Source organism: Falsiroseomonas algicola (assembly GCF_011040385.1).
In the GTDB taxonomy this organism is placed as follows: domain Bacteria; phylum Pseudomonadota; class Alphaproteobacteria; order Acetobacterales; family Acetobacteraceae; genus Falsiroseomonas; species Falsiroseomonas algicola.
Map to the genome: position 1 here is coordinate 133,854 of NZ_JAAIKB010000007.1, position 20,550 is coordinate 154,403.

The following is a 20,550-nucleotide window of genomic DNA, read 5'->3' on the forward strand; positions in this document are numbered from 1 at the left end:
GGGCGTGATGCCCCCTGTGGCGCGGGCGGGCAAGCCCGGCGAGGGGCGGCGGGGTTGCTGCTGCGCCGGGCGCGGCGTTCCGCTATGCCTCTGATGTCCCGCCTCGGAGTGACCATGGACCAGGATGCCATTCGACCCGCCAGGCTGCTCGGGCTCTTCGCGCTGGGGCTGCTCGGGATGGGCTGCTTCCTGGTGCTGCGGCCCTTCATCTCCGCGCTGCTCTGGGCGGTGATCCTGGCCTTCACCACCTGGCCCGCCTTCCGGCTGCTGCGGGAACGCACGGGGCTGTCCCCCGGCACGGCCGCGGTGGTGATGGTGACGCTGGAATTCATCCTGATCGGCCTGCCGCTGGTCTTCGCCACGCCGACCAGCCGGGAGGAGATCGAGGGCCTGCGCGGCAGCGTGGAGCGGCTGCTGCTGGAGGGGCTGCCCAATCTGGTGGTGTGGCTCGGCACGCTGCCCTATGTGGGTCCGACGCTCGGCGGCTACCTGGAGGGCTGGGATTCGACCTTCGCCGGGTTGTTCGATGCGGTGCGCCCCTTCGCCGGCACCATCGCGACCAACGCCCTGTCGCTGCTGCTGGCGGTGCTGTCGGGTCTGGCGGAGCTGCTGCTCGCGATCTTCCTCGCCTTCTTCTTCTACCGGGACGGGCCCGCCATGGCGGCGCAGGCGGAGCGCGTGATGGAGAAGCTGGCAGGCCCGAAGACCAGGCGGCTGATCCAGCTGACCGGGGATGTGACCCGCGGCGTGGTCTATGGGCTGCTCGGCACGGCGGTGGTGCAGGGGGCGATGACGACCTTCGGGCTCTGGCTGGCTGGCGTGCCGCAGCCGGTGCTGCTGGGCGTGGTGGCGGGGGTGATCTCCATCCTGCCGATCGGGGCGCCGGTGGTCTGGATTCCGGCCACCATCTGGCTCTTCACCCAGGGGCAGACGGGGTGGGGCATCTTCATGCTGGTCTATGGGGCGGGGGGCATCTCCTCCGTGGACAACTTCATCCGGCCCTGGATGATCAGCCGCGGCGCCGACCTGCCGCTGCTGCTGACGCTGCTGGGCGCCATCGGGGGCGTCTTCGCCTTCGGCATCCTCGGCCTGTTCCTGGGGCCTGTTCTGCTCGCGGTGGGCTACACGCTGCTGAAGGATTGGGCGAAGGACGGCGCCGCGGCCAGCCCGCCGGGCCGGGCGACCTGAACATCGGGCTTCCCCCTGCCATCGCGGCGGGATAATGACCGAACTGTCACAGACGCGGACGGTGATCCGCGATGCGAACGGGGGAGTTTCCGGGTGATGAGACGGACGTTGTTGGCGGCGGCCGCCCTGCTGGGTGCCGGGCTGGGCCTCGGCCTGGGGGCCGGGGAGGCGGAGGCGCAGCAGAACCGGACGGTGCGCTGGTCGGCTGCCGGGGATGCGAACACGCTCGACCCGCACAGCCAGAACATCGGCACGGTCGCGATGATCCTGCAGCAGATGTACGACACGCTGATCACGCGCAACGCCGACCTCTCGCTCCGCCCCGGCCTGGCGACGGAGTGGCGGACGGTGGAGCCGACGCGCTGGCGCTTCACCCTCCGCCAGGGTGTCCGCTTCCATGAAGGCGAATCCTTCACGGCCGACGACGTGGTGTTCAGCATCAACCGCGCCCTCGCACCCACCTCCAACTTCGGCATCTTCGTCGATACGGTGGAGCGGGCGGAGAAGGTGGACGACCACACGGTCGACATCGTCCTCAAGATCGCCGACCCGATCCTGCCGAACAAGCTGGCGTCGGTGTACATGGTCTCGCGCTCCTGGCACGAGAAGCACAACGCCGTCCGGCCGCAGAACACGCGGGCGCGGGAAGAAATGTATACCGTCCGCAACGCGAACGGGACCGGCGCCTTCCGCCTGGTATCGCGCGAGGGCGATGTACGCACGGTGATGCGCCGGAACGAGGATTGGTATGGCTGGCGGGAGCCGGACAACACCAACGCCAACATCCAGGAACTGGTCTTCCGGCCCATCGCCTCCGACGCCACGCGCATCGCGGGGCTGCTCTCGGGCGAGGTGGATTTCGTGCTCGATCCTCCGCTGCAGGATCTGGCGCGGCTGCGCAACGCGCCGAACATCCGCGTGGTGGAGGGGCCGGAGATCCGGACCATCTTCATCGCGATGGACACCTATCGCGATGAGCTTCTCTACAGCGATGTCCGCGGCCGCAACCCGATGAAGGACCTGCGCGTCCGTCAGGCGCTGTATCACGCGATCGACATCCAGGCGATCAACCGCACCACCATGCGCGGCTTCAGCGTGCCGACCGGCACCTTCTTCCCGCCGCAGGTGAATGGCTACACGGCGGCCGAGGATGTGCGCCTGCCCTTCGACCCCGCCCGTGCCCGCGCGCTGCTGGCGGAGGCCGGGTATCCGCAGGGCTTCGGCATCACGCTGGACTGCCCGAACAACCGCTACATCAATGACGAGCAGATCTGCCAGGCGATCGCGGCGATGTGGGCGCGCGTCGGCGTCCGCACCAGCGTCCGCGCGCAGCCGCTGGCGCCCTTCTTCGCGCAGATCCAGCGCGACGATGTCAGCGTCTACCTGCTGGGCTGGGGCGTGCCGGCGCTGGATGCGCTCTATTCCTTCCAGTCGCTGGTCGCGACCCGGAACGGTGCGCAGGGCGACGGCATCTGGAACTATGGCCGCTATTCCAACCCGCGGATGGATGCGCTGATCCAGCGCATGAAGACCGAGACCGGGGAGAGCCGCACCGCCGCGATCCATGAGGCGCTGCGCATCTACCGGGAGGACGTGCCCCATATCCCGCTGCACCACCAGATGATCCCCTGGGCGATGCGCAGCAACGTCCACGTCCCGCACGCCGCGAACAACCAGCCCTTCTTCCGTTTCGCGCGCGTCGATTGACCCTGGCCGGGGCGCGTGCAAAGGCGCGCGCCCTGATTGCCTGAAGCGGGGCGTGCCCGAGGGCGCGCCCCGGTTGCCTTGAAGGAACCCTCCGCCCTTGTTCGCCTTCATCGTCAGCCGCGTGCTGCAGGCGCTACCCGTCATGCTGACGGTGGCGCTGCTGTCCTTCGCGATGTTCGCCTATGTCGGCGACCCCGTCGCCATCATGCTCGGCCAGGACTACACGGAAGCGCAGCGCACGCAGCTGATTTCCGACCTGGGCCTGGACCAGCCCTTCTTCGTGCAGTTCTTCAAATTCGTCGTGAACGCAGCGCAGGGCGAATTCGGCCTGTCATACCGCCTGTCGCGCCCGGTGGCCGACCTGATCGCGGAACGCGCGCCGGCGACGCTGGAGCTGGCGCTTTGCGCCGCCGCGCTGGCGCTGGCGATCGGGGTGCCGATGGGGGTCTATACGGGCCTCTATCGCAATTCCTGGCTCAGCCGCTTCTTCCTGACCTTCAGCCTGATCGGCGTGTCCCTGCCGACCTTCCTGATCGGCATCCTGCTGATCCTGACCTTCAGCGTGTGGCTGGGCTGGCTGCCGAGCTTCGGCCGGGGCGACACGATCCGCTGGGGCTGGTGGAGCACGGGGCTGGCGACCTGGTCGGGCCTGAAGGCGCTGATCCTGCCGGCCATCACGCTCGGCCTGTTCCAGCTGACGCTGATCATGCGCCTGGTGCGGGCGGAGATGCTGGAAGTGCTGCGCACGGACTACATCAAGTTCGCCCGCGCGCGGGGGCTGACCAACCGCGCCGTCCATTTCGGCCATGCGCTGAAGAACACGCTGGTGCCGGTGATCACCATCACCGGCCTGCAGCTTGGCGCCATCATCGCCTTCGCCATCGTGACGGAGACGGTGTTCCAGTGGCCCGGCATGGGGCTGCTGTTCATCCAGAGCGTCGGCGCCGCCGACATTCCCGTGATGTCCGCCTACCTGCTGCTGATCGCGCTGATGTTCGTCACCATCAACCTGATCGTCGACCTGCTCTACTACGCCGTGGACCCGCGCCTGCGCATCGGCGGCGGCAAGGGGGGGCACTGAACCATGGCCCGGACGCAAGGCGCCATGGCGCGCTTCCTCGACAGCGACATCTGGTATTCCTTCACCCGGTCGCCCATCACGGTGGCCTCCGCCATCGTGGCCTTCATCTGCATCGGCGGCGCGGTGCTGGCGCCCTGGATCGCGCCGCACAACCCCTTCGACCTGGCCTCCCTCCAGCTGATGGATGCCTTCAAGCCGCCGGCCTGGACGGAGGAAGGCGACCCTACCTACTGGCTCGGCACGGATGACCAGGGGCGGGACGTGCTCTCCGCCATCATGTATGGCGCGCGCGTCTCGCTGCTGGTCGGCTTCTGCGCGGTGCTGCTCTCCGTCTCCGTCGGCATCACGGTCGGTCTTGCGGCCGGCTATATCGGCGGCACGACGGATGCGGTGCTGATGCGCATCGCCGATATCAAGCTGACCTTCCCGACCATCCTCGTCGCGCTGCTGATCGATGGTGTGGTGCGCGCGGCCCTGCCGCGGGAGGTGCATGACCAGATCGCGCTCTATGTCGTGATCTTCGCCATCGGCATCTCCAACTGGCCGTCCTTCGCCCGCACCGTCCGCGGATCGACGCTGGTGGAGCGCAACAAGGAATACGTCCAGGCGGCGCGCGTCATCGGCCTGTCGCGGTCGCGCATCATGATCACGCATGTGCTGCCGAATGTGCTCGGCCCCGTGCTGGTCATCGCGACGCTGAACCTCGGCTTCGCGGTGCTGGCGGAGGCGACGCTATCCTTCCTCGGCGTCGGCGTGCCGCCGACCCAGCCCTCCCTCGGCACGCTCATCAGGATCGGCAACGACTTCCTGTTCAGCGGCGAGTGGTGGATCACCATCTTCCCGGGCATTGCGCTGATCGTGCTGGTGCTGTCCGTCAACCTGCTGGGCGACTGGTTGCGCGACGCCCTGAACCCGAAGCTCCGCTGATGTCCGATATCAAGCCCATCCTCGAGGTCCGCAATTTGCGGGTCGAGTTCCCGACGCGGCGCGGCCTGCTGGTCGCGCTCGACGACGTGTCCTTCAGCATTGCGCCGGGCGAGGTGCTCGGCGTGGTCGGTGAATCCGGCGCCGGCAAGTCCATGACCGGGGCCGCCATCATCGGGTTGCTTGAACCACCAGGCCGCATCGCGGGCGGCCAGATCCTGCTGGAAGGCCGCCGCATCGACAACCTTCCCTACCAGGACCTGCGCCGCATCCGCGGGCGGGAGATCGGCGCGATCTTCCAGGACCCGCTGACGACGCTGAACCCGCTCTACACCGTCGGCGCGCAGCTGATCGAGACGATGGTCACGCACCTGCCGCTCAACCCGGCGCAGGCGCGGGCCAAGGCGATCGAGTGGCTGGAGCTCGTCGGCATCCCTGCCGCCGCGCAGCGCATCGACAGCTACCCGCATGAATTCTCGGGCGGCATGCGCCAGCGCGTGGTGATCGCGCTCGCCCTCTGCGCGGAGCCGAAGCTGATCGTGGCGGATGAGCCGACGACGGCGCTCGACGTCTCCATCCAGGCGCAGGTCATCGCGCTGCTGAAGCGCCTGGCGCGGGAGAAGGGGACGGCAATGATGCTCGTCACCCACGACATGGGCGTGATCGCGGAGACGGCGGACCGCGTGGCCGTCATGTATGCCGGCCGCATCGTGGAGATCGGCGCGGTGCGCAACGTGGTGAAGCACGCGGCGCACCCCTATTCCTCAGGCCTCATGGGATCCATCCCGCCGGTCAGCCGCAGGCTGGATCGGATGCAGCAGATCGATGGCGCCATGCCGCGGCTCTCCGCCATCCCGAAAGGCTGCCCCTACAACCCCCGCTGCCCGAAGGTATTCGATCGCTGCATGGTGGAACGGCCTGAACTGATGCCGGCGGAAGGCAACCTGGCCGCGTGCTGGCTGTATGCCGATGGCGCGCCTGCGGCGGAGGCAAAGCATCATGGCTGATGCGACCCCGATGCTGGAGACGCGCGACGTCGCGCGCTTCTTCGACGTCTCTCGCCCGCCGCTCCAGCGCCTGCTGGCCGGCGAGGGCAAGCGGATGCTGCGCGCCGTCGATGGCGTGTCCTTCAGCATTCCGAAGGGCACGACGCTGTCGCTGGTCGGCGAAAGCGGCTGCGGCAAATCGACCGTCGCGCGCCTGGTCGTCGGCCTCTACAGCCCGACGCGGGGCAGCGTGATCTTCGATGGGCGCGACCTGGCGGAGGCGCGGGCGGACAGCACCCAGCGCCGCCGCATGCAGATGATCTTCCAGGACCCCTATGCCAGCCTCAATCCGCGCTGGCGGGTGCGCGACATCATCGCGGAGCCGATCCGCGCCTTCGGCCTGTCGAAGGACAAGGCGGAGATCGAGGCGCGGGTCGGGCAGTTGCTGACGCAGGTCGGTCTCTCCCCGCTGGATGGCGCGAAGTTCCCGCACGAGTTCTCGGGCGGCCAGCGGCAGCGCATCTCGATCGCCCGCGCGCTGTCCTCCAACCCGGAATTCCTGGTCTGCGACGAACCGACCTCGGCGCTCGACGTCTCGGTGCAGGCGCAGATCCTGAACCTGATGAAGGACCTCCAGCAGCGGCTGGGGCTCACCTACCTCTTCATCAGCCACAATCTGGCGGTGGTGCGGCAGGTCAGCGACCGCGTCGGCGTGATGTATCTCGGGCGGCTGGTGGAGCTGGCGCCGGCGGAGACGCTCTTCGAAACGCCGCGCCACCCCTATACTCGCGCGCTGATGGAGGCGATCCCGGACCTCGACATGACGGGGCGGCAGCGCATCCCGGTGGGGGGCGAGGTGCCGAGCCCGATCAACCCGCCCAGCGGCTGCCCCTTCCACCCCCGCTGCCCGCTGGCGAATGACCGCTGCAAGGCGGAGATTCCGGCGATGATGCCGGCGCGCGGCACGCCGCAGACGCTGGTGGCCTGCCACGCGGTGGAGGAAGGGCGCGACCGCATGGGCGCGCCGCTGGTGGAGGCGGTGGGGTAGAACCAGCGGACCGGTCTCTTGACCGGTCCGAGCGCCCGAATGGGCGCCGCGGCATAGGCCGCGAAGCCAAGGAAACCGGAGGTTTCCGCCCGGCGTCTGAGGGGGGCCTGAGCGGCCACGCGAAAGGGCCGTTGGCTTTTGGGCGCCCTACCTGACCGGCACCACCGCCACCGCATTGTAGGGGCTACCGTCGATCAGGCGGGTGCTCCAGGCGAGGTAGACGACGGAGTTCCGCTCCTCATCGATGAAGCGGTGCACGCGCGTCTCCTTGAAGAACAGGCTGGTGTTGCTTTCGAACACCATCTCGCCGCGCTCGCCGCGGCGGGCGCCGGGTTGGATCTGGACCTGGCCGGTGGCGGCGCAGGTCAGGGCGAAGCGGGCGGGGTCCTCCGCCACGCCGAGCATGCCCGACAGGCCACCGGTGCGCGCCTGGCTGATCCAGCAGGAGACGTTGCGCACCTCCGGATCGTCGAAGCGCTCCACCACCACGCGATGGCTGCGCGTCAGGCCGAGATTGGTGATGGCCGTGTTCACATGGCCGACCTCCCGCGTCTCATCCGCCAAGGCGGGGATCGGCAGCAGCAGCAGCGTGGCGAGGATGGCGGCGCGCATGGTCGTGTTCTCCTTCATTCGCCCGAGGTCAGTCACCAAGGGCCACGCCCTCCCGCCGGGGATCGGCGGCGCCGAGCAGGCCGTTCGGCGTGATGCGGATGGCGGTGAGGCCGGATTCGATGACGCGAACATCGGGGCGGTGGCCGCGGGCTTCCAGGGCAGGGGCCAGCGCGGCCGCTGATGTGCCGGCCTCCAGCTCCGTCAGCGCCGTGCCGACCACGCCGATGCGCGGAAGCGCCAGCGCCTCCGCGGGCGGAAGGTTCCAATCCAGCATCGCGATGAGCGACTGGGCGACATGGCCGATGATGCGGGCACCGCCCGCGGAGCCCGCGGCCAGCACCGCGCGGCCGCCGGCATCGAGCACGATGGTAGGGGACATGGAGGATCGGGGACGCTTGCCGGGCTCGACCCGGTTGGCGACGGGGCGGCCATCGGCTTCGGGGAGGAAGCTGAAATCCGTCAGCTCGTTGTTCAGCAGGAAGCCGCGGACGAGGATGCGGGCGCCCATCACCGCCTCGATCGTCGTGGTGAGGGAGACGACATCGCCCCAGCCATCGACGATGGTGATGTGGCTGGTGCCGGCCTCGTAATCCTGTTCCTGCGGCGCCAGCGCCGCGTCCCGCCAGGGCGGGTTGCCGGCGCGGGGCGGGGGCATGGCGCGGTCGCGGTCGATCAGCTGGGCGCGGCTGGTGAGGTAGCCGGGGTCGAGCAGGCCGCGGACGGGGACGCGGACGAAATCCTCGTCGGCCAGATAGAGGTTGCGGTCGGCGAAGGCGAGACGCGAGGCCTCCCCGATCAGATGCGCGGCGTCGAGGCTGCCGGGGGCGAGGGCGCGGAGGTCGAAATGCTCCAGCAGGCCGAGGATCTGGCCGACGGCAACGGCACCCGAGCTTGGCGGGCCCATGCCGCAGAGGCGATACACGCGATAGGGCGCGCAGACGGGGTCGCGGCGGCGGGGCTGGTAGGCGGCGATATCGGCTTCCGTCATGCCGCCGGGATTGGCGTGGCCCTGCACGGCGATGGTGATGTCCTGCGCGATGGGGCCGCGGTGCAGCGCATCCGCGCCCTCCACCGCCACGGCGCGGAGCGTGGCGGCCAAGGCGGGGTTGCGGAGGAGGGTGCCGGGCGGGTGGGCATTGCCCTCCGCGTCGAAGAAATAGGCCCGCGCGCCGGGGTCTCGGCGCAGGCTTTCGGCATTGGCGGCGGCGGCGGCGGCCATGCGGCGGGGGACGGGGAAGCCAGTCTCGGCGAGGCGGATGGTGGGCGCGATCAGCTGAGCCCAGGGCAGCTTGCCGTGCTCGCGGTGGGCGGCTTCCAGCATGCGGAGCAGTCCGGGCACGCCGACGCTGCGGCCGCCCTCCATCGCCTGGGCGAAGGGCATGGGCGTGCCGTCGGGGCGCAGGAACAGGCCGGGCGTGGCGGCGGCGGGGGCGGTTTCCCGGCCATCCCAGGCGGTGACGGCCTGGCTTTCGCTGTCGTAGTGCAGCATCAGCCCGCCGCCGCCGATGCCGGCGGCCTGCGGTTCCGTCAGCGTCAGCATCACGGCGGCGGCGATGGCGGCATCCGTGGCGCTGCCGCCGGCGCGCAGGATCTCCAGCGCGGCTTCCGTGGCGGGCGGGCTGGCGGTGGCGGCCATGTGGCGGCGCGCCGGGGTCTGGGCCTGGGCGGGGATCGCCAGGGCCAGGAGGAAGAGCAGGACGAATCGCATCTCGTTCACCGCGTGTGGCGGGGATAGCCTAGGACACGATGCGCGATCCCGTCATGCGCCGGGCCTCCGAGGGGCGGGGCCGGCACGCCGAAAGCCAGGCCAGCGCGGCGCTGGCGGCCGATGGCTTCCTGGAAGTCGCCCGCCGCGTCCGCACCGGCGTCGGCGAGATCGACCTCGTCATGGAGCGCGACGGGTTGCTGGTCTTCGTCGAGGTGAAGGCGCGCGCCACGCTGGGGGAGGCGGCGGTGGCGCTCGGCCCGCGGCAGCAGGGGCGGCTGCTGGCGGCCGGCGAGGCTTGGATGGCGGCCAATCCCGGCCATGGCGCGAAGGGCGTCCGCTTCGACCTGCTGCTGGTGGATGGCGCGGGGCGGGTGCGGCGGATCGCCGATGTGATCCGGGCCTGGTGATGCCACTCGCGATCGTCCTTCGCCTGGATGACGCCGCGGCCGCGGCGGTGCGCGCCGTGGCAGGGCGCCTGTGGCCGGAGGCGCCGCCGCCGGAGTATCCGCCGCATGTGACGCTGATCCGCACGGAGGATGAGGGCGCCGCGCCGCGCCTGCTCGCCGCGATGCGCGCGCTGCCGGCGGCGCCCCTGCAGATCCGGCTGGAAGCGCTGCGCCACTTCGCGGGTCCGCCGCCGGTCTGCTGGCTGGCGCCGGCGCCGGATTCGACGCTTGCGGCCTGCCATGCGGCGCTGGTCACGGCCCTCGCGGGGGTGGCGCTGCATCCGCACAGCCAGGCCCCGGACTGGACGCCGCATGTCACGCTTTTCGCCGGACAGGCGCAGGACGGCCCGGTGGTGCCGATCGAGGGCTGGCTGGTGGCGGCGGAGCTGGTGCGCTTTCCGCCGCCGGTGCCGCTCGCGCGGCGAGTGTTCATCCCGGCGGCGTGAAGTCCATATTGTCCAGCAGCCGCACATCGCCGAGCCGCGCCGCGGCCAGCAGCCGGCCGGGGCCGGATTGCCAGGGCGTCAGCGTCTCGGGCTGCACCAGCGCCAGGTAGTCCGGCGCGAAGCCTGCCGCGCGCAACTGGTCCTGCGCGTCCCTCAGCACGGGATCGGCCGGCGCGCCGGCCGCGATCCGGTCGAGCGATTCGCGCATCAGCCTGGGCAGCAGGGGCGCCAGCGCGCGCTCCGACGCGCTGAGGCGAATGTTGCGGGACGACATGGCGAGGCCATCGGCTTCCCGCACCGTCTCGTGCGGGATGATGCGGATGGGCAGGTCGAGGTCCGCGACCACGCGCTTCACCACCTGCAATTGCTGCCAGTCCTTCTCCCCGAACACCGCCACATCGGCACCGGTCTGGCTGAACAGCTTGGTGCAGACGGTGGCGACGCCGCGGAAATGGCCGGGGCGGGCCGTGCCCTCGAAGCCCTGGGCGGGGCCCGTCACCTCGATGACCGTCGCGGCGCCGGGGGGATACATGGTCGGCACGTCCGGCATCCAGACCAGGTCCGTGCCGAGCGATTCCAGCTTGCGCAGGTCGCCTTCCTCGTCGCGCGGGTAGCGGGCGAGATCCTCGGTGGGCAGGAACTGCAGCGGGTTGACGAAGATGGAGACGACGACCGCCTCCGCATGGCGCTTCGCCTCCGTCACCAGCGCCAGGTGACCCTCATGCAGCGCGCCCATGGTGGGGACGAGGGCGAGGCGCTGGCCGGCCATGCGGCAGGCGGCGGTGGCGGCGCGCAAGGCCGCAAGGTCGCGGATGACCCGCATGGTGATGGCTGCTCCCGGGCTTGTTGCTCGGGAGAGTGGGTGTGGCGGGTGCGGCGCGGCAAGGGTGGCGGGCGCGGATCACCCATTCCGCCCGGGCATCCGGTGGCGGAAGGCCAGTGCCTCCGCGACATGCGCCCGTGCCGTGCGCGGAAGGCCCGCGAGGTCCGCGATGGTGCGCGCCACGCGCAGCGCGCGGACGGTGCCGCGCGTGGAGAGGCGGAGGCGCGTGCTGGCGGTCTCCAGCAGCGTCAGCGCCTCGGACTCGGCGGTGGATTGCAGCGCGTCCCACTCGGCCTCCGCGTTGCAGCGCGCGCCGCCGCGGGCGCGCTGGCGGTCCCGCGCGGCGGCGACGCGGGCGGCGACGATGTCGGACTTCTCGCCGATCGGCGCGCGGGCGAGTTCGGCGGGGGGCAGGGGCTGGACCTCGATGGTCAGGTCCATGCGGTCCAGCAGCGGGCCCGAGAGGCGCATCTGGTAATCCTGCCCGCAGCCCGGCGCCTTGGCGCATTCGCGGGCGGGATCGCCGAGATGGCCGCAGCGGCAGGGGTTCATCGCCGCGATGCATTGGAAGCGCGCGGGGTAGGTGACGTGCGCATTGGCCCGGCTGATGGTCGTGCGGCCGGTCTCCATGGGCTGGCGCAGCGCCTCCAGCGCCGGCCGCGGGAATTCCGGCCACTCGTCCAGGAACAGCACGCCGAGATGCGCCAGGCTGATCTCCCCGGGCCGCGCGCGGTGGCCGCCGCCGACCAGCGCGGCGACGGAGGCGCTGTGATGCGGCTCCCGGAAGGGCGGGCGGCGCAGCAGCAAGCCATCCTCCAGCATCCCGGCCACGGAATGGACGAGGGAGACGTCCAGCGCCTCGGCCGGCGTCAAATCCGGCAGCAGGCCGGGCAGGCGCGCGGCCAGCATGGATTTGCCGGCGCCGGGCGGGCCGACCATGAGCCTGTTATTGACAATGGACCCCGCCGAAACGATGTTTGGGGCCCGTCACGGCACGGTAGGGAGACCCACGATGCGGCCTAGGGCCTTCAGTTACCTTCGCTTTTCCACCCCGGAGCAGATGAAGGGGGACAGCTTTAGACGGCAGACGGCGGCGGCGGAGCAATATGCCGCCCGTCACGGCCTAGACCTCGACACCTCCCTTACCTTTCAGGACCTAGGCGTGTCGGCCTTTCGGGGTCGCAACGCTGAGGCGGGACGCCTGGCGGACTTCAGGCAGGCGGTAGAGGACGGATTGGTTCCGCCAGGCTCGTATTTGCTCGTTGAAAGCCTAGACCGCATTTCACGCCAGGCCGCGCGAAAGGCGTTGGGCGTCCTCGGCGATATCACTGAGGGCGGGGTCACTGTCGTGACGCTGAACGATGGCCGGGCATATGACCACGCCAGCCTCGACAACGACCCGATGTCGCTTCTCCTTGCCCTGCTGACCTTTATTCGGGCCAACGAAGAGAGCGCGACCAAGGCGAAGCGGCTGAGGGCAGCGTGGGAAGGCAAGCGCCTGAAGGCAGCGGACAAGCCCCTGACTTCCCGCATCCCGGCATGGCTGGAACTGGACAAGGCGACGGGGACCTTCCGCGTCATCCCGGAGCGGGCGGCAGTCGTGCGGCGCATCTTCGACATGCTGAAGGCGGGGGTGGGGCAGCACGCCATTGCCGAGACCTTCAACCGCGAAGGCGTCCCGACCTTCGGGGACCCCGGCACCAAGCGCAAAGCCGAAATGTGGCATCGTTCTTACATCGCAAAGATTGCAGGCAGCAACACGGTTATCGGCACGATGACCCCGCACGAAACCGACCACAGCACCGGCAAGAAGGCCAGGAAGCCGTTGCAGCCCATCGAAGACTACTACCCGGCGGTGGTGGACCCTGAGACCTTTCAGGCCGTCCAGGCGCAACGGACCACCGGCAGGGCCCCGATTGTCCGGGGGGCGGGGGCGGGGGCGATCCAAAGCATCTTCGCGGGCCTTGCACGGTGCCCGTTGTGCGGCAGCACGATGACCCGCGTGCAGAAGGGCCCCAAGGGCGGGGCACCCCGGCTTGTCTGCACCAAGGCGAAGGCAGGGGCCGGGTGCCAGTATGTCTCAGTCAGGGCGGACCACGCGGAGGCGGCGCTACTCGACAACCTCAGCTTCATTCACGGCACGATGCCCACCGGCGAGGACACGCTAGACGGGGCAATGGCAGAAGCAGACTTGAAGCTTTCGGTGGTGCGGGACGCCATCGGGAACCTTGTCGATGCCATCGCACAGGGCCCTTCACATGCCCTTTCCGCCCGACTGAGGGACCTTGAGGCGGAGGCGGCACGGCTTGAGCAGGAAGCCCGCGACCTCGCCCGCCAGGCGGCTGAGGCGGACCCGGTGCAGGTGGGGCGGCGGATGACGGACCTAGAGGCGGCGGCGGCGGCAGAGCCCCGAGACCCCGCCCGCATCAATGCCTTGCTGCGCCAATCCTTTGACGGCGTGGTGGTGGACTACCGCAGGGGGCAACTGCGGTTTGCGTGGAAGCAGGGCGGGGAGACAAGCGTGGCCTTCATGGTCCCGACAGAGGACTTTGCAGGGGAGTGAGGGGGCGGAAGGGTATTGGGAGGGGTCTTCACGGTGCAGTCAGCTGCACCGTTCGCCACTATTTGCTGATTAGCTGAATGGCAGCGATCAATAGCGCAGCCGCAGGACCTATCAGAGCAATTAGGAAAGCGCCACCATGTTTCTCCCAGAAATTTGCTTCGAGCCGCGCCTTGTCAACAAATATCCGGCTTCTGCCTTGCCGAAAAAACAGATATGCGACCAGCGGACCCAGTAACATACCGACCAAGCCCGCACCCAAATCACCAAAAGGGAAATGCAAAGCGGCCGCGATTTTCCCAGCGAACTCTACGACCACCAAAATCAGTGCCAGAACCGCCAAGACCCACACGATGCCGAGAACCATGTTTGCGGCCGGATGCTCCCCCACGTCTGGAAGGCTCATCCTTGCACACTTCTTCAGCCGCGCAGTCAATCGGTCTGCAGCGTCACGCCCGGCTGGATATCGCGCTAACGACGTTGCGGATACGGTTGCCCCGTTACTCTGATCTAAATAAAGAAATAACCAAGCATTGTCGGCCACAATGTCAATTTTCTTTGGTCGGGGATCGTTGCCCGTTTCGATTAATTGGGTCACACTGGAATACTCATAATCGTTCGTGGAGAGTTTATACGAACCAACCGTTTGAGTTAATATTCGATGAATTTCTTCAAGATCATCCTTGTAAATATCTACCTTGCTAAACCTGTTTCTAATATCCTTCGTAATGGGCTTGGGGCCGGTGTCGCCCGGCTCATTTGCACCAGACAGCGCGTTCATTGGCATCCCATGTTGCTGCGTTTATCGTCCATGTCGCATGTGCAGCGACCCTAGCGCAAACCTTGTGCGCCGTTAGGCTCAGTGAGTTGCACAGGAAGCAAGGCCCCGCGAAGTTCCTCCACAGTCAGCCAGGGCCGGGCGGAGTGGATCATCCGGTGGCAATTGGCGCAAAGCAACGCCAGGTCACTGAGGCGGGTGGTCTCCCCGGGGCGGAGTGTGTGGACGGGCCGGGTATGGTGGCACTCGATGAAGCCCGCGCCCCTCTGCCCATAGCGGGCCCCGAAGTCGAACCCGCAAGCCTCACAAGCGAGGCCCTTCCCGGCCTTCAGGGCCGCCGCCTTGCGCTGTTCGACAAGCTTCCGACTTCGCTCCCGGAACCGATGAAGGCGCGTTAGCACCCGTCCCTCCGGCGCCTCCGCCTCCATGGGGTCATCCTCCCCGGGGTCTGGGGCGGGGAGGGACGGCCCCTCATTGCCCATAATGGCCGCTTCGATGGCCTTTGCGGTGGCATGTAGCCGGGCAGGATCGGCGGCGAAGGTGTCCCAGACCGGGCCCTCCTCCTTGTTCCCGGCCTTCAAGCCCTTCTTGCCCTCGGCGGTGTAGTCCGGATCGAAGCGGCGGAAGTTCTGCAACTTCATGTAGCAGCCCGCCGGGTTCCGCAGGTCGGGGCGTCCCTCCTCACCCCCCGCCCGATGAAGGCGATTGAGGACCTTCGACAGGGCCGTGACCTCGGGGCCACCCTTGCTAGGGAGCCTGGGGCGGTGGGCAATATACAGGCTGAGGGCTAGGATCAGTTCGTCTCGCGACCACGGCGGGTTGCGACCGGCCGGGGTGTCATCGCCTGGGGTCATTCCGCCATCATCACGCCCCGCAACGGGCACCGCAACGGGCAACTGCGGGCCGCTCAGGGGCCCTTTCCGGTGCAGTCAGCTGCACCGATAGCCGTGGCGGGGAGACGCGACGAGCGATTGCCGATTATGGACCACCTTATACCGCCGAACGCCGCGCCAATTAGGGACCACCTATGCCGGGAAGCTGATATTTAAGATGCATATTAAGGTGCTCTTAGAGGGAACCGTAAATGGAACCCTCCCCATACCACCCTCATTGAAGACCCTTAGAGGGCCCTTTAAAGGGGCGCCTCCCTCCGCCCCCCTCACCGAGGCCCTTTTAAGGGCGCTGGAAGGGAGACCCCCACCGTGGCCGCCTCCCAGCCACCTCCCTCGGTCTGCCCTTCCTCGGTCGCTGTGCCCGGGCATCTTGTGGTGGGGGTCGTCGGGGTGGGTTTCCCCTAAGGGCCCCGTAGCGGTGCAGTCAGCTGCACCGGAAGCGAGGCAGCGGCTGGGGCCCCGGAAAGGGGGCGGTCTCCTGGGCGGGTCCCTTAAGGGGCGCCAACGGGGCAGCGAGCAGCCTTGTGGGGTGGTGATGGCAATTAGACCGTCTTTCCCGGTCTCCCAGCCGGCGGAGAGCGTTCCGGTCAATGGTGGGCCGGATCGGCGGCAAGCCTAACCACGCCATCTAGCTGGCAACCGATTATCTGTTGCATTTTCGCAACACTCTCCCTGGGGTCATACTGTTTTTGAAATAGTCCCGCTTGGGGGAGTATCATTGCGATATCGGTCTGAAGCGCCAATCTGGTCTCCCGCATCGAAGCAGGGGAGCCGCATGACGATGGCGCTTAGTCTGGTGATTGATGGGCATGGGGTATTTGCCCGGGTGGCGCGTTGGGAAGCCTATGCCCGGAAGGACCGCACAGGACCCCGGCGGTGGTCCCTTGAGCGGGAACGGGGGGCGGTGGACGTGTCGGCGGGGACCCTCCGCATCACGGTCTCAGCGGTGCCGACCACCGAACCGCAAAGGGCACCGGCAGGGCACAGTAACCAGCCCGGCTAGGAACTCTGTGGACGCCCCTCAGCCGGTCGCCCTGTAGTGCCGCCTCCCAGCCCGCGCCTGAACCATTGCACGGGCTTCCATACTCTCAGCCGCGTGGGGGAGCGGGCGAAGGTGCGGGGGAGGGGTGCGCGGGCGCGGGGGAACCTCCACGGGCACCGGCAGGGCACAGTAACTAGCCCGGCTAGGAACTCTGTTGAAGCCCCTTAGCCGGTCGTCCGGTAGTGCCGCCGCCGGGGCCCTGTCCAAACCCTTGCAGGGCCTTCCAAACCCTGAAGCACGGCCCGGGGCGACCCAGCGCCGGGGAACTCTCCCCGATGTTTTTGCCGCAAACCTGAGAGGGCAACCCCTCGGGGCCGGGATCGGATTACCCCCCGTGCCCCCTCGGGAGGGTGGCGGGGTGGTGGTGCCTTGGGTGAGGGTGCCAGGGTCGGGGGACCACCGGGGCCAGACCACCGCCGGGAACCTCTAGGAACTCTGCTCGGGGCATCCACCGCCGCCGCCCGGGCCCCCCCGCACCTCCCGCCATGGCGCCCCGTCTCTCGCCCCGCGAAGGGCCCGCTATGGGCATGTCATGGAGACCCGTGCCAGGCCGCTATCGGTGGGGCGCGTCACAGGTCGTCGGCCCATTCCTCGGCCCCGACCTCTGGGTAAGGCAGCACCTCCCCCGGTCGCGCCAGGTGCATCGGCACCCGCACAGGGGCGGCGAGGGGCACCCGAACGGGCCCGGCGGTCCATCCGTCACCGATGAAGGCTAGGTCGCCCTCGCCCCGGCCGCATTGGCTGCAAGCCCGCCACAGGCGCACCACCGGATGAACGCCCATCCCAAGGGCCACGGCGCGGTCCATGCACAGGGCGGTCCGGGTTCCACACCACCGGCACCCGACCAGAACCCCCACGCGGGCGCGGGCAAGAGCGGAGGCGGTGGGGTCCACTGTCCCTATCAGCAGGAGGTTGTGGCCGCCGGCGGCCGCGATCTCGAGCGCGCGCTTGGCGCTTTCCTGGCCGCGCACCTCGCTGAGGCAGGGGGCGGCCTGGACGCGGTCATCGAGCCGGGGCGGGGAGGGGGCGGAGAGCGTCTGGGTGCCGCGGAAGTGGTTGATGAGCGCGGGCAGGTCGGGTGGTGCGAGGACCTGGATGCGCCCGGCCCAGGCGGCTTCCGGCCCCTGGCGTTCCGGGCAGACCAGGCCGAGTTCCCGCGCGCTGGCCGCCATCGCCGCCGGCAGCACGCCGGCCACCGGCGCCAGCGTGCCATCCAGCGCCAATTCGCCGAGGGCCGCGAAATCGGCGAGTTCGTCTCGGGGCAGGATCTCCATCGCAGCCAGCACGCCGAGCGCGATGGGGAGGTCGAAATGGCTGCCCTCCTTCGCCAGATCGGCGGGCGCCATGTTCACCAGCACCCGCTTCGGCGGCAGGGACAGGCCGATGGCGGTCAGTGCGGCGCGGACCCGTTCACGGGATTCGCCCACGGCCTTGTCCGGCAATCCGACGACGAGGAAGGCGGGCAGGCCGGGCGCGATCTGGACCTGGACCTCGACAGGCAGGGCTTCGACGCCGCTGAAGGCGAAGGTCTGGATCCGGGCGATCGTGCTCATTCGCCCGAGGGTTGATGAAAATCAGCCCCGGATCAACTGTTCCATCCGCTGATGAAACGGACGAGCAGCGTGCCGAGCAGGTCCACATTGTAGCCGCCCTCCTGCACGATCGCGCTCGGCAGCCCGGCCTTCGCGATCATGGCGCCGGCACGGGCGAAGCCGTCCTCCGTGACCGACAGCGCGTTCAAGGGCTCATGCTCGCTGGCGTCGAAGCCGAGCGAGACGACCAGCGCCTCCGCGCCGAACTGCCGGATGGCGGCCAGGCCGTGCTCGACGGCGGCGAGCCAGGGCGCGTCGCCCGAGCCGTGCGCGAGGGGCAGGTTGAGGTTGCAGCCGAGGCCGGCGCCGCCGCCCTTCTCCCCGCAATAGCCGACATACCAGGGGTAGTAGCCCGTGGGGTCGCCATGGACGGAGACGGTGAGGACATCCGGGCGTTCCCAGAAGATTCCCTGGGTGCCGTTGCCGTGGTGGCTGTCGATGTCGAGCACGGCGACGCGCGCGGCCCCGGCGCGACGCAGCGCCTCCACCGCGATGGCAGCGTTGTTGAGGTAGCAATGGCCGCCGGCCCGCGCCGCATAGGTGTGGTGGCCGGGCGGGCGGCACAGCGCATAGGCGGTGCGGCCGGCGGCGGCTTCCTCGGCGGCGGCGAGCGCGCAGGCGGCGGCGCCGAGGCTCGCCGCCCAGGTGCCGGGGCCGATCGGGCAGGCCGTGTCGGCGGTGTACCAGCCGATGCGGCCGATCAGGCCCGTGGGGCAGGGCGCGCCCTGGGCCAGCATCTCCGGGCTCGGATGGACATTCGCCACGATCTCCGGCCCCGCGCCGGGCAGCGCGGCCCATTCGGCCGGTGCGTCGCGCAGGAAGTCGAGGAAGGCGGCGGGGTGCACGGCCTCCAGCGCCGCGCGGGGCGCGTCGGGTGGCGTGGCGGGCGGCAGGCCGAGGCGGTGCAGGCCTTCCAGCAGCGACGCCGCGCGGGCCGGAACCTCGAAATTCTGGCGCACCTGGCCGCGCATCAGGAAGAAGCGCGGGCTGTGCAATTCCTGGGCAGGATGGGCGAAGGTTTTCATGGCGCCGACGGTAAGTGGCGTTTCGTGGCCTTGTCCATGCGGCGCGCAGCGGTCTAGCGTTCCTCAACGACGTTGGGAGACTTCACGGAATGAGCATCTCGCGCCGCGGCCTCATGGCCGCCACCGCCGCCGCTGCCGGCATGGGCCCGACGCTGATGCGGGTGGAGGATGCGCTGGCGCAGGGCATCCAGCCGCGCCGCGGCGGCACGCTGACCACGATCCTGCAGCCGGAGCCGCCGGTGCTGCAGATCGGCGTGAACAACCAGGGGCCGACGCTGATCGCGGCCGGCAAGATCTTCCAGGGCCTGGTGAAGTTCAGCCCGACGCTGGAGCCGCTGCCGGAACTGGCGGAAAGCTGGACCATCAGCCCCGATGCGCTGACCTACACCTTCAAGCTGCGGAACAACGTCAAATTCCATGACGGCACGCCGATGACGGCGGATGATGTCATCTTCTCCATCATGAAGTTCCACATGGAGGTGGCGCCCCGCGCACGGGCCATCTTCCAGCGCATCGACAAGGCGGAGGCGCCCGATCCGCACACCGTCGTGCTGACCCTGAAGGCGCCCTTCGAGCCCTTCCTGCTGATGTTCGACGTCACCGCCTGCGCCATCGTGCCGAAGCACCTCTTCGATGGGCAGGACTACCGCACGGCGCCCGCCGTGCAGCGCCCGATCGGGACGGGGCCGTTCCGCTTCGCGGAGTGGCAGCGCGGCAATTTCATCCGGCTGGAGCGCTTCGCCGACTACTGGAAGCCGGGGCAGCCCTACCTCGACGCGATCATCTACCGCATCGTGCCGGACAGCCAGTCGCGGCGCCTGGCGCTGGAGACGGGCCAGGTGTTGATGACGGCGGCGGGCGACATCGAGCCCTTCGACACCCCCGCGCTGCGCGCGCGGCCGAACCTGGAAGTCCTGACGACGGGGTGGGAATACTTCTCTCCCCTGTCCTGGATCGAGACCAACCACCGCGTCGCTCCGCTCGGCGATGTGCGGGTGCGCCAGGCGATCAGCCGCGCCATCGACCGCAACTTCATCGCGCAGCGGCTGTGGTTCAACATCGGCAAGCCGGCCACGAATCCCGTGGCCAGCACGACGAAGTTTCATGACCCCAGCGCCCGCATCGCGGGCTTCGACCCCCGCGCGGCGATGCAGCTGCTGGATGCGGCGGGGCTGCGGCCTAACGCCCAGGGCGTGCGCGCCACCATCAAGCACCTTGTGCTGCCCTATGGCGAGGTCTGGACGAGGTTGGCGGAATATCTCCGCCAGTCGCTGCGCCAGGTCGGCATCCAGCTGGAGCTGGAGAGCACCGATGCCGGCAGCTGGGCGCGGCGGATCGGGGCCTGGGAATACGAAACCTCGATCAATTTCGTCTACCAGTTCGGCGATCCGACGCTGGGGGTGGAGCGGACCTATGTCTCCTCCAACATCCAGCGCGTGACCTTCACCAATACCGGCGGCTATTCGAACCCGCGGGTGGACCAGTTGTTCGCGGCCGCGCGGGATGGCCAGACGGCGGAACAGCGCCGCGTGGCCTTCAGCGAGGTGCAGAAGATCCTGGTGGAGGAAGTGCCGCAGATCTGGCTGATGGAAATGGCCTTCCCCACCATCCACGACAAGCGCGTGCAGAATGCGGTCAGGCTTGGCACCGGCGTGCATGCCAGCTACGACGACGTGTTCCTGACAGCCTGA

General features: G+C 69.0%; 16 protein-coding genes and 2 pseudogenes. 10 read left to right on the forward strand and 8 right to left on the reverse strand.

The window, feature by feature from the left end; all coding sequences use genetic code 11:
* The first annotated feature begins 114 nt into the window (after positions 1-114).
* The 6 genes from G3576_RS18015 to G3576_RS18040 all read left to right on the forward strand — a co-directional run bounded on the left by G3576_RS18015 (position 115) and on the right by G3576_RS18040 (position 6,934).
* Entirely contained in the window at positions 115-1,188 is a 1,074-nt protein-coding gene (locus tag G3576_RS18015) for an AI-2E family transporter (RefSeq protein ID WP_235952174.1), read from the forward strand.
* A 96-nt stretch (positions 1,189-1,284) separates the two neighbouring features.
* Positions 1,285-2,895, forward strand: coding sequence for an ABC transporter substrate-binding protein (locus G3576_RS18020; RefSeq protein ID WP_164695826.1), 1,611 nt, complete (start codon positions 1,285-1,287; stop codon positions 2,893-2,895).
* Positions 2,896-2,992: 97 nt separating this feature from the next.
* Positions 2,993-3,976, forward strand: a complete 984-nt coding sequence (locus tag G3576_RS18025) for an ABC transporter permease (RefSeq protein WP_164695827.1) — start codon at positions 2,993-2,995, stop codon at positions 3,974-3,976.
* Between the two features lie 3 nt (positions 3,977-3,979).
* Positions 3,980-4,903 (forward strand): ABC transporter permease, encoded by a 924-nt coding sequence (locus tag G3576_RS18030; RefSeq protein WP_164695828.1) that lies wholly within the window; start codon positions 3,980-3,982, stop codon positions 4,901-4,903.
* Positions 4,903-5,907: an ABC transporter ATP-binding protein gene (locus G3576_RS18035; protein WP_164695829.1), complete on the forward strand. Its 1,005-nt coding sequence runs from the start codon at positions 4,903-4,905 to the stop codon at positions 5,905-5,907. Before G3576_RS18030 ends, G3576_RS18035 begins: the two co-directional genes overlap by 1 nt.
* Positions 5,900-6,934, forward strand: coding sequence for an ABC transporter ATP-binding protein (locus G3576_RS18040; protein ID WP_164695830.1), 1,035 nt, complete (start codon positions 5,900-5,902; stop codon positions 6,932-6,934). The genes G3576_RS18035 and G3576_RS18040 overlap by 8 nt, the downstream gene beginning before the upstream one ends.
* Positions 6,935-7,081: 147 nt before the next feature.
* Here G3576_RS18040 and G3576_RS18045 read toward each other — a convergent pair whose 3' ends face one another.
* Together G3576_RS18045 and ggt are read right to left on the reverse strand one after the other, a co-directional pair.
* Positions 7,082-7,546, reverse strand: coding sequence for a CreA family protein (locus G3576_RS18045; protein WP_164695831.1), 465 nt, complete (start codon positions 7,544-7,546; stop codon positions 7,082-7,084).
* A 28-nt stretch (positions 7,547-7,574) separates the two neighbouring features.
* Positions 7,575-9,254, reverse strand: a complete 1,680-nt coding sequence (gene ggt, locus G3576_RS18050) for a gamma-glutamyltransferase (RefSeq protein WP_164695832.1) — start codon at positions 9,252-9,254, stop codon at positions 7,575-7,577.
* Between the two features lie 38 nt (positions 9,255-9,292).
* On the opposite strand from ggt, the gene G3576_RS18055 reads away from it, so the two are divergent.
* Positions 9,293-9,661 carry a YraN family protein gene (locus G3576_RS18055; RefSeq protein WP_164695833.1) on the forward strand — a complete coding sequence of 123 codons (369 nt, stop codon included), beginning with the start codon at positions 9,293-9,295 and terminating at the stop codon, positions 9,659-9,661.
* Positions 9,661-10,146 carry a 2'-5' RNA ligase family protein gene (locus G3576_RS18060; protein WP_164695834.1) on the forward strand — a complete coding sequence of 162 codons (486 nt, stop codon included), beginning with the start codon at positions 9,661-9,663 and terminating at the stop codon, positions 10,144-10,146. The genes G3576_RS18055 and G3576_RS18060 overlap by 1 nt, the downstream gene beginning before the upstream one ends.
* Here the strand turns inward: G3576_RS18060 and panC are convergent.
* Complete coding sequence (gene panC, locus G3576_RS18065) at positions 10,130-10,969, reverse strand: pantoate--beta-alanine ligase (protein WP_164695835.1); 840 nt, start codon at positions 10,967-10,969, stop codon at positions 10,130-10,132. The two genes, G3576_RS18060 and panC, sit on opposite strands and share 17 nt — an antisense overlap.
* A gap of 78 nt (positions 10,970-11,047) precedes the next feature.
* Positions 11,048-11,956 (reverse strand): annotated as a pseudogene (locus G3576_RS18070) (YifB family Mg chelatase-like AAA ATPase); the annotation flags it as partial.
* A gap of 25 nt (positions 11,957-11,981) precedes the next feature.
* Between G3576_RS18070 and G3576_RS18075 the strand changes: the two are divergent.
* The gene (locus G3576_RS18075; RefSeq protein ID WP_164695837.1) at positions 11,982-13,532 is read left to right on the forward strand and encodes a recombinase family protein; all 1,551 of its coding nucleotides are present in this window, start codon (positions 11,982-11,984) and stop codon (positions 13,530-13,532) included.
* A 58-nt stretch (positions 13,533-13,590) separates the two neighbouring features.
* Here the strand turns inward: G3576_RS18075 and G3576_RS18080 are convergent, their stop codons facing one another.
* The 4 genes and pseudogenes from G3576_RS18080 to G3576_RS18095 form a co-directional block, all read right to left on the reverse strand.
* Positions 13,591-14,310, reverse strand: a complete 720-nt coding sequence (locus G3576_RS18080) for a hypothetical protein (protein ID WP_164695838.1) — start codon at positions 14,308-14,310, stop codon at positions 13,591-13,593.
* A 50-nt stretch (positions 14,311-14,360) separates the two neighbouring features.
* On the reverse strand, positions 14,361-14,948 hold the full coding sequence (locus G3576_RS18085; RefSeq protein WP_207622890.1) for an HNH endonuclease: 588 nt from the start codon (positions 14,946-14,948) through the stop codon (positions 14,361-14,363).
* Between the two features lie 2,139 nt (positions 14,949-17,087).
* A pseudogene (locus G3576_RS18090) lies at positions 17,088-17,795 on the reverse strand (magnesium chelatase domain-containing protein); the annotation flags it as partial.
* 32 nt (positions 17,796-17,827) lie between these two features.
* On the reverse strand, positions 17,828-18,859 hold the full coding sequence (locus G3576_RS18095; RefSeq protein WP_164695841.1) for a histone deacetylase family protein: 1,032 nt from the start codon (positions 18,857-18,859) through the stop codon (positions 17,828-17,830).
* Between the two features lie 89 nt (positions 18,860-18,948).
* Here G3576_RS18095 and G3576_RS18100 point away from each other — a divergent pair, with 89 nt between their 5' ends.
* Positions 18,949-20,550, forward strand: coding sequence for an ABC transporter substrate-binding protein (locus G3576_RS18100; protein WP_235952176.1), 1,602 nt, complete (start codon positions 18,949-18,951; stop codon positions 20,548-20,550).

Bases quoted from the DNA above. Each gene is read 5' to 3' on its own strand.
- G3576_RS18015 (WP_235952174.1), top strand. From the start codon at position 115: ATGGACCAGGATGCCATTCGACCCGCCAGGCTGCTCGGGCTCTTCGCG.
- G3576_RS18020 (WP_164695826.1), top strand. From the start codon at position 1,285: ATGAGACGGACGTTGTTGGCGGCGGCCGCCCTGCTGGGTGCCGGGCTG.
- G3576_RS18030 (WP_164695828.1), top strand. From the start codon at position 3,980: ATGGCCCGGACGCAAGGCGCCATGGCGCGCTTCCTCGACAGCGACATC.
- G3576_RS18035 (WP_164695829.1), top strand. From the start codon at position 4,903: ATGTCCGATATCAAGCCCATCCTCGAGGTCCGCAATTTGCGGGTCGAG.
- G3576_RS18040 (WP_164695830.1), top strand. From the start codon at position 5,900: ATGGCTGATGCGACCCCGATGCTGGAGACGCGCGACGTCGCGCGCTTC.
- G3576_RS18045 (WP_164695831.1), bottom strand. From the start codon at position 7,546: ATGCGCGCCGCCATCCTCGCCACGCTGCTGCTGCTGCCGATCCCCGCC.
- ggt (WP_164695832.1), bottom strand. From the start codon at position 9,254: ATGCGATTCGTCCTGCTCTTCCTCCTGGCCCTGGCGATCCCCGCCCAG.
- G3576_RS18055 (WP_164695833.1), top strand. From the start codon at position 9,293: ATGCGCGATCCCGTCATGCGCCGGGCCTCCGAGGGGCGGGGCCGGCAC.
- G3576_RS18060 (WP_164695834.1), top strand. From the start codon at position 9,661: ATGCCACTCGCGATCGTCCTTCGCCTGGATGACGCCGCGGCCGCGGCG.
- panC (WP_164695835.1), bottom strand. From the start codon at position 10,969: ATGCGGGTCATCCGCGACCTTGCGGCCTTGCGCGCCGCCACCGCCGCC.
- G3576_RS18075 (WP_164695837.1), top strand. From the start codon at position 11,982: ATGCGGCCTAGGGCCTTCAGTTACCTTCGCTTTTCCACCCCGGAGCAG.
- G3576_RS18080 (WP_164695838.1), bottom strand. From the start codon at position 14,310: ATGAACGCGCTGTCTGGTGCAAATGAGCCGGGCGACACCGGCCCCAAG.
- G3576_RS18085 (WP_207622890.1), bottom strand. From the start codon at position 14,948: ATGAAGTTGCAGAACTTCCGCCGCTTCGATCCGGACTACACCGCCGAG.
- G3576_RS18095 (WP_164695841.1), bottom strand. From the start codon at position 18,859: ATGAAAACCTTCGCCCATCCTGCCCAGGAATTGCACAGCCCGCGCTTC.
- G3576_RS18100 (WP_235952176.1), top strand. From the start codon at position 18,949: ATGAGCATCTCGCGCCGCGGCCTCATGGCCGCCACCGCCGCCGCTGCC.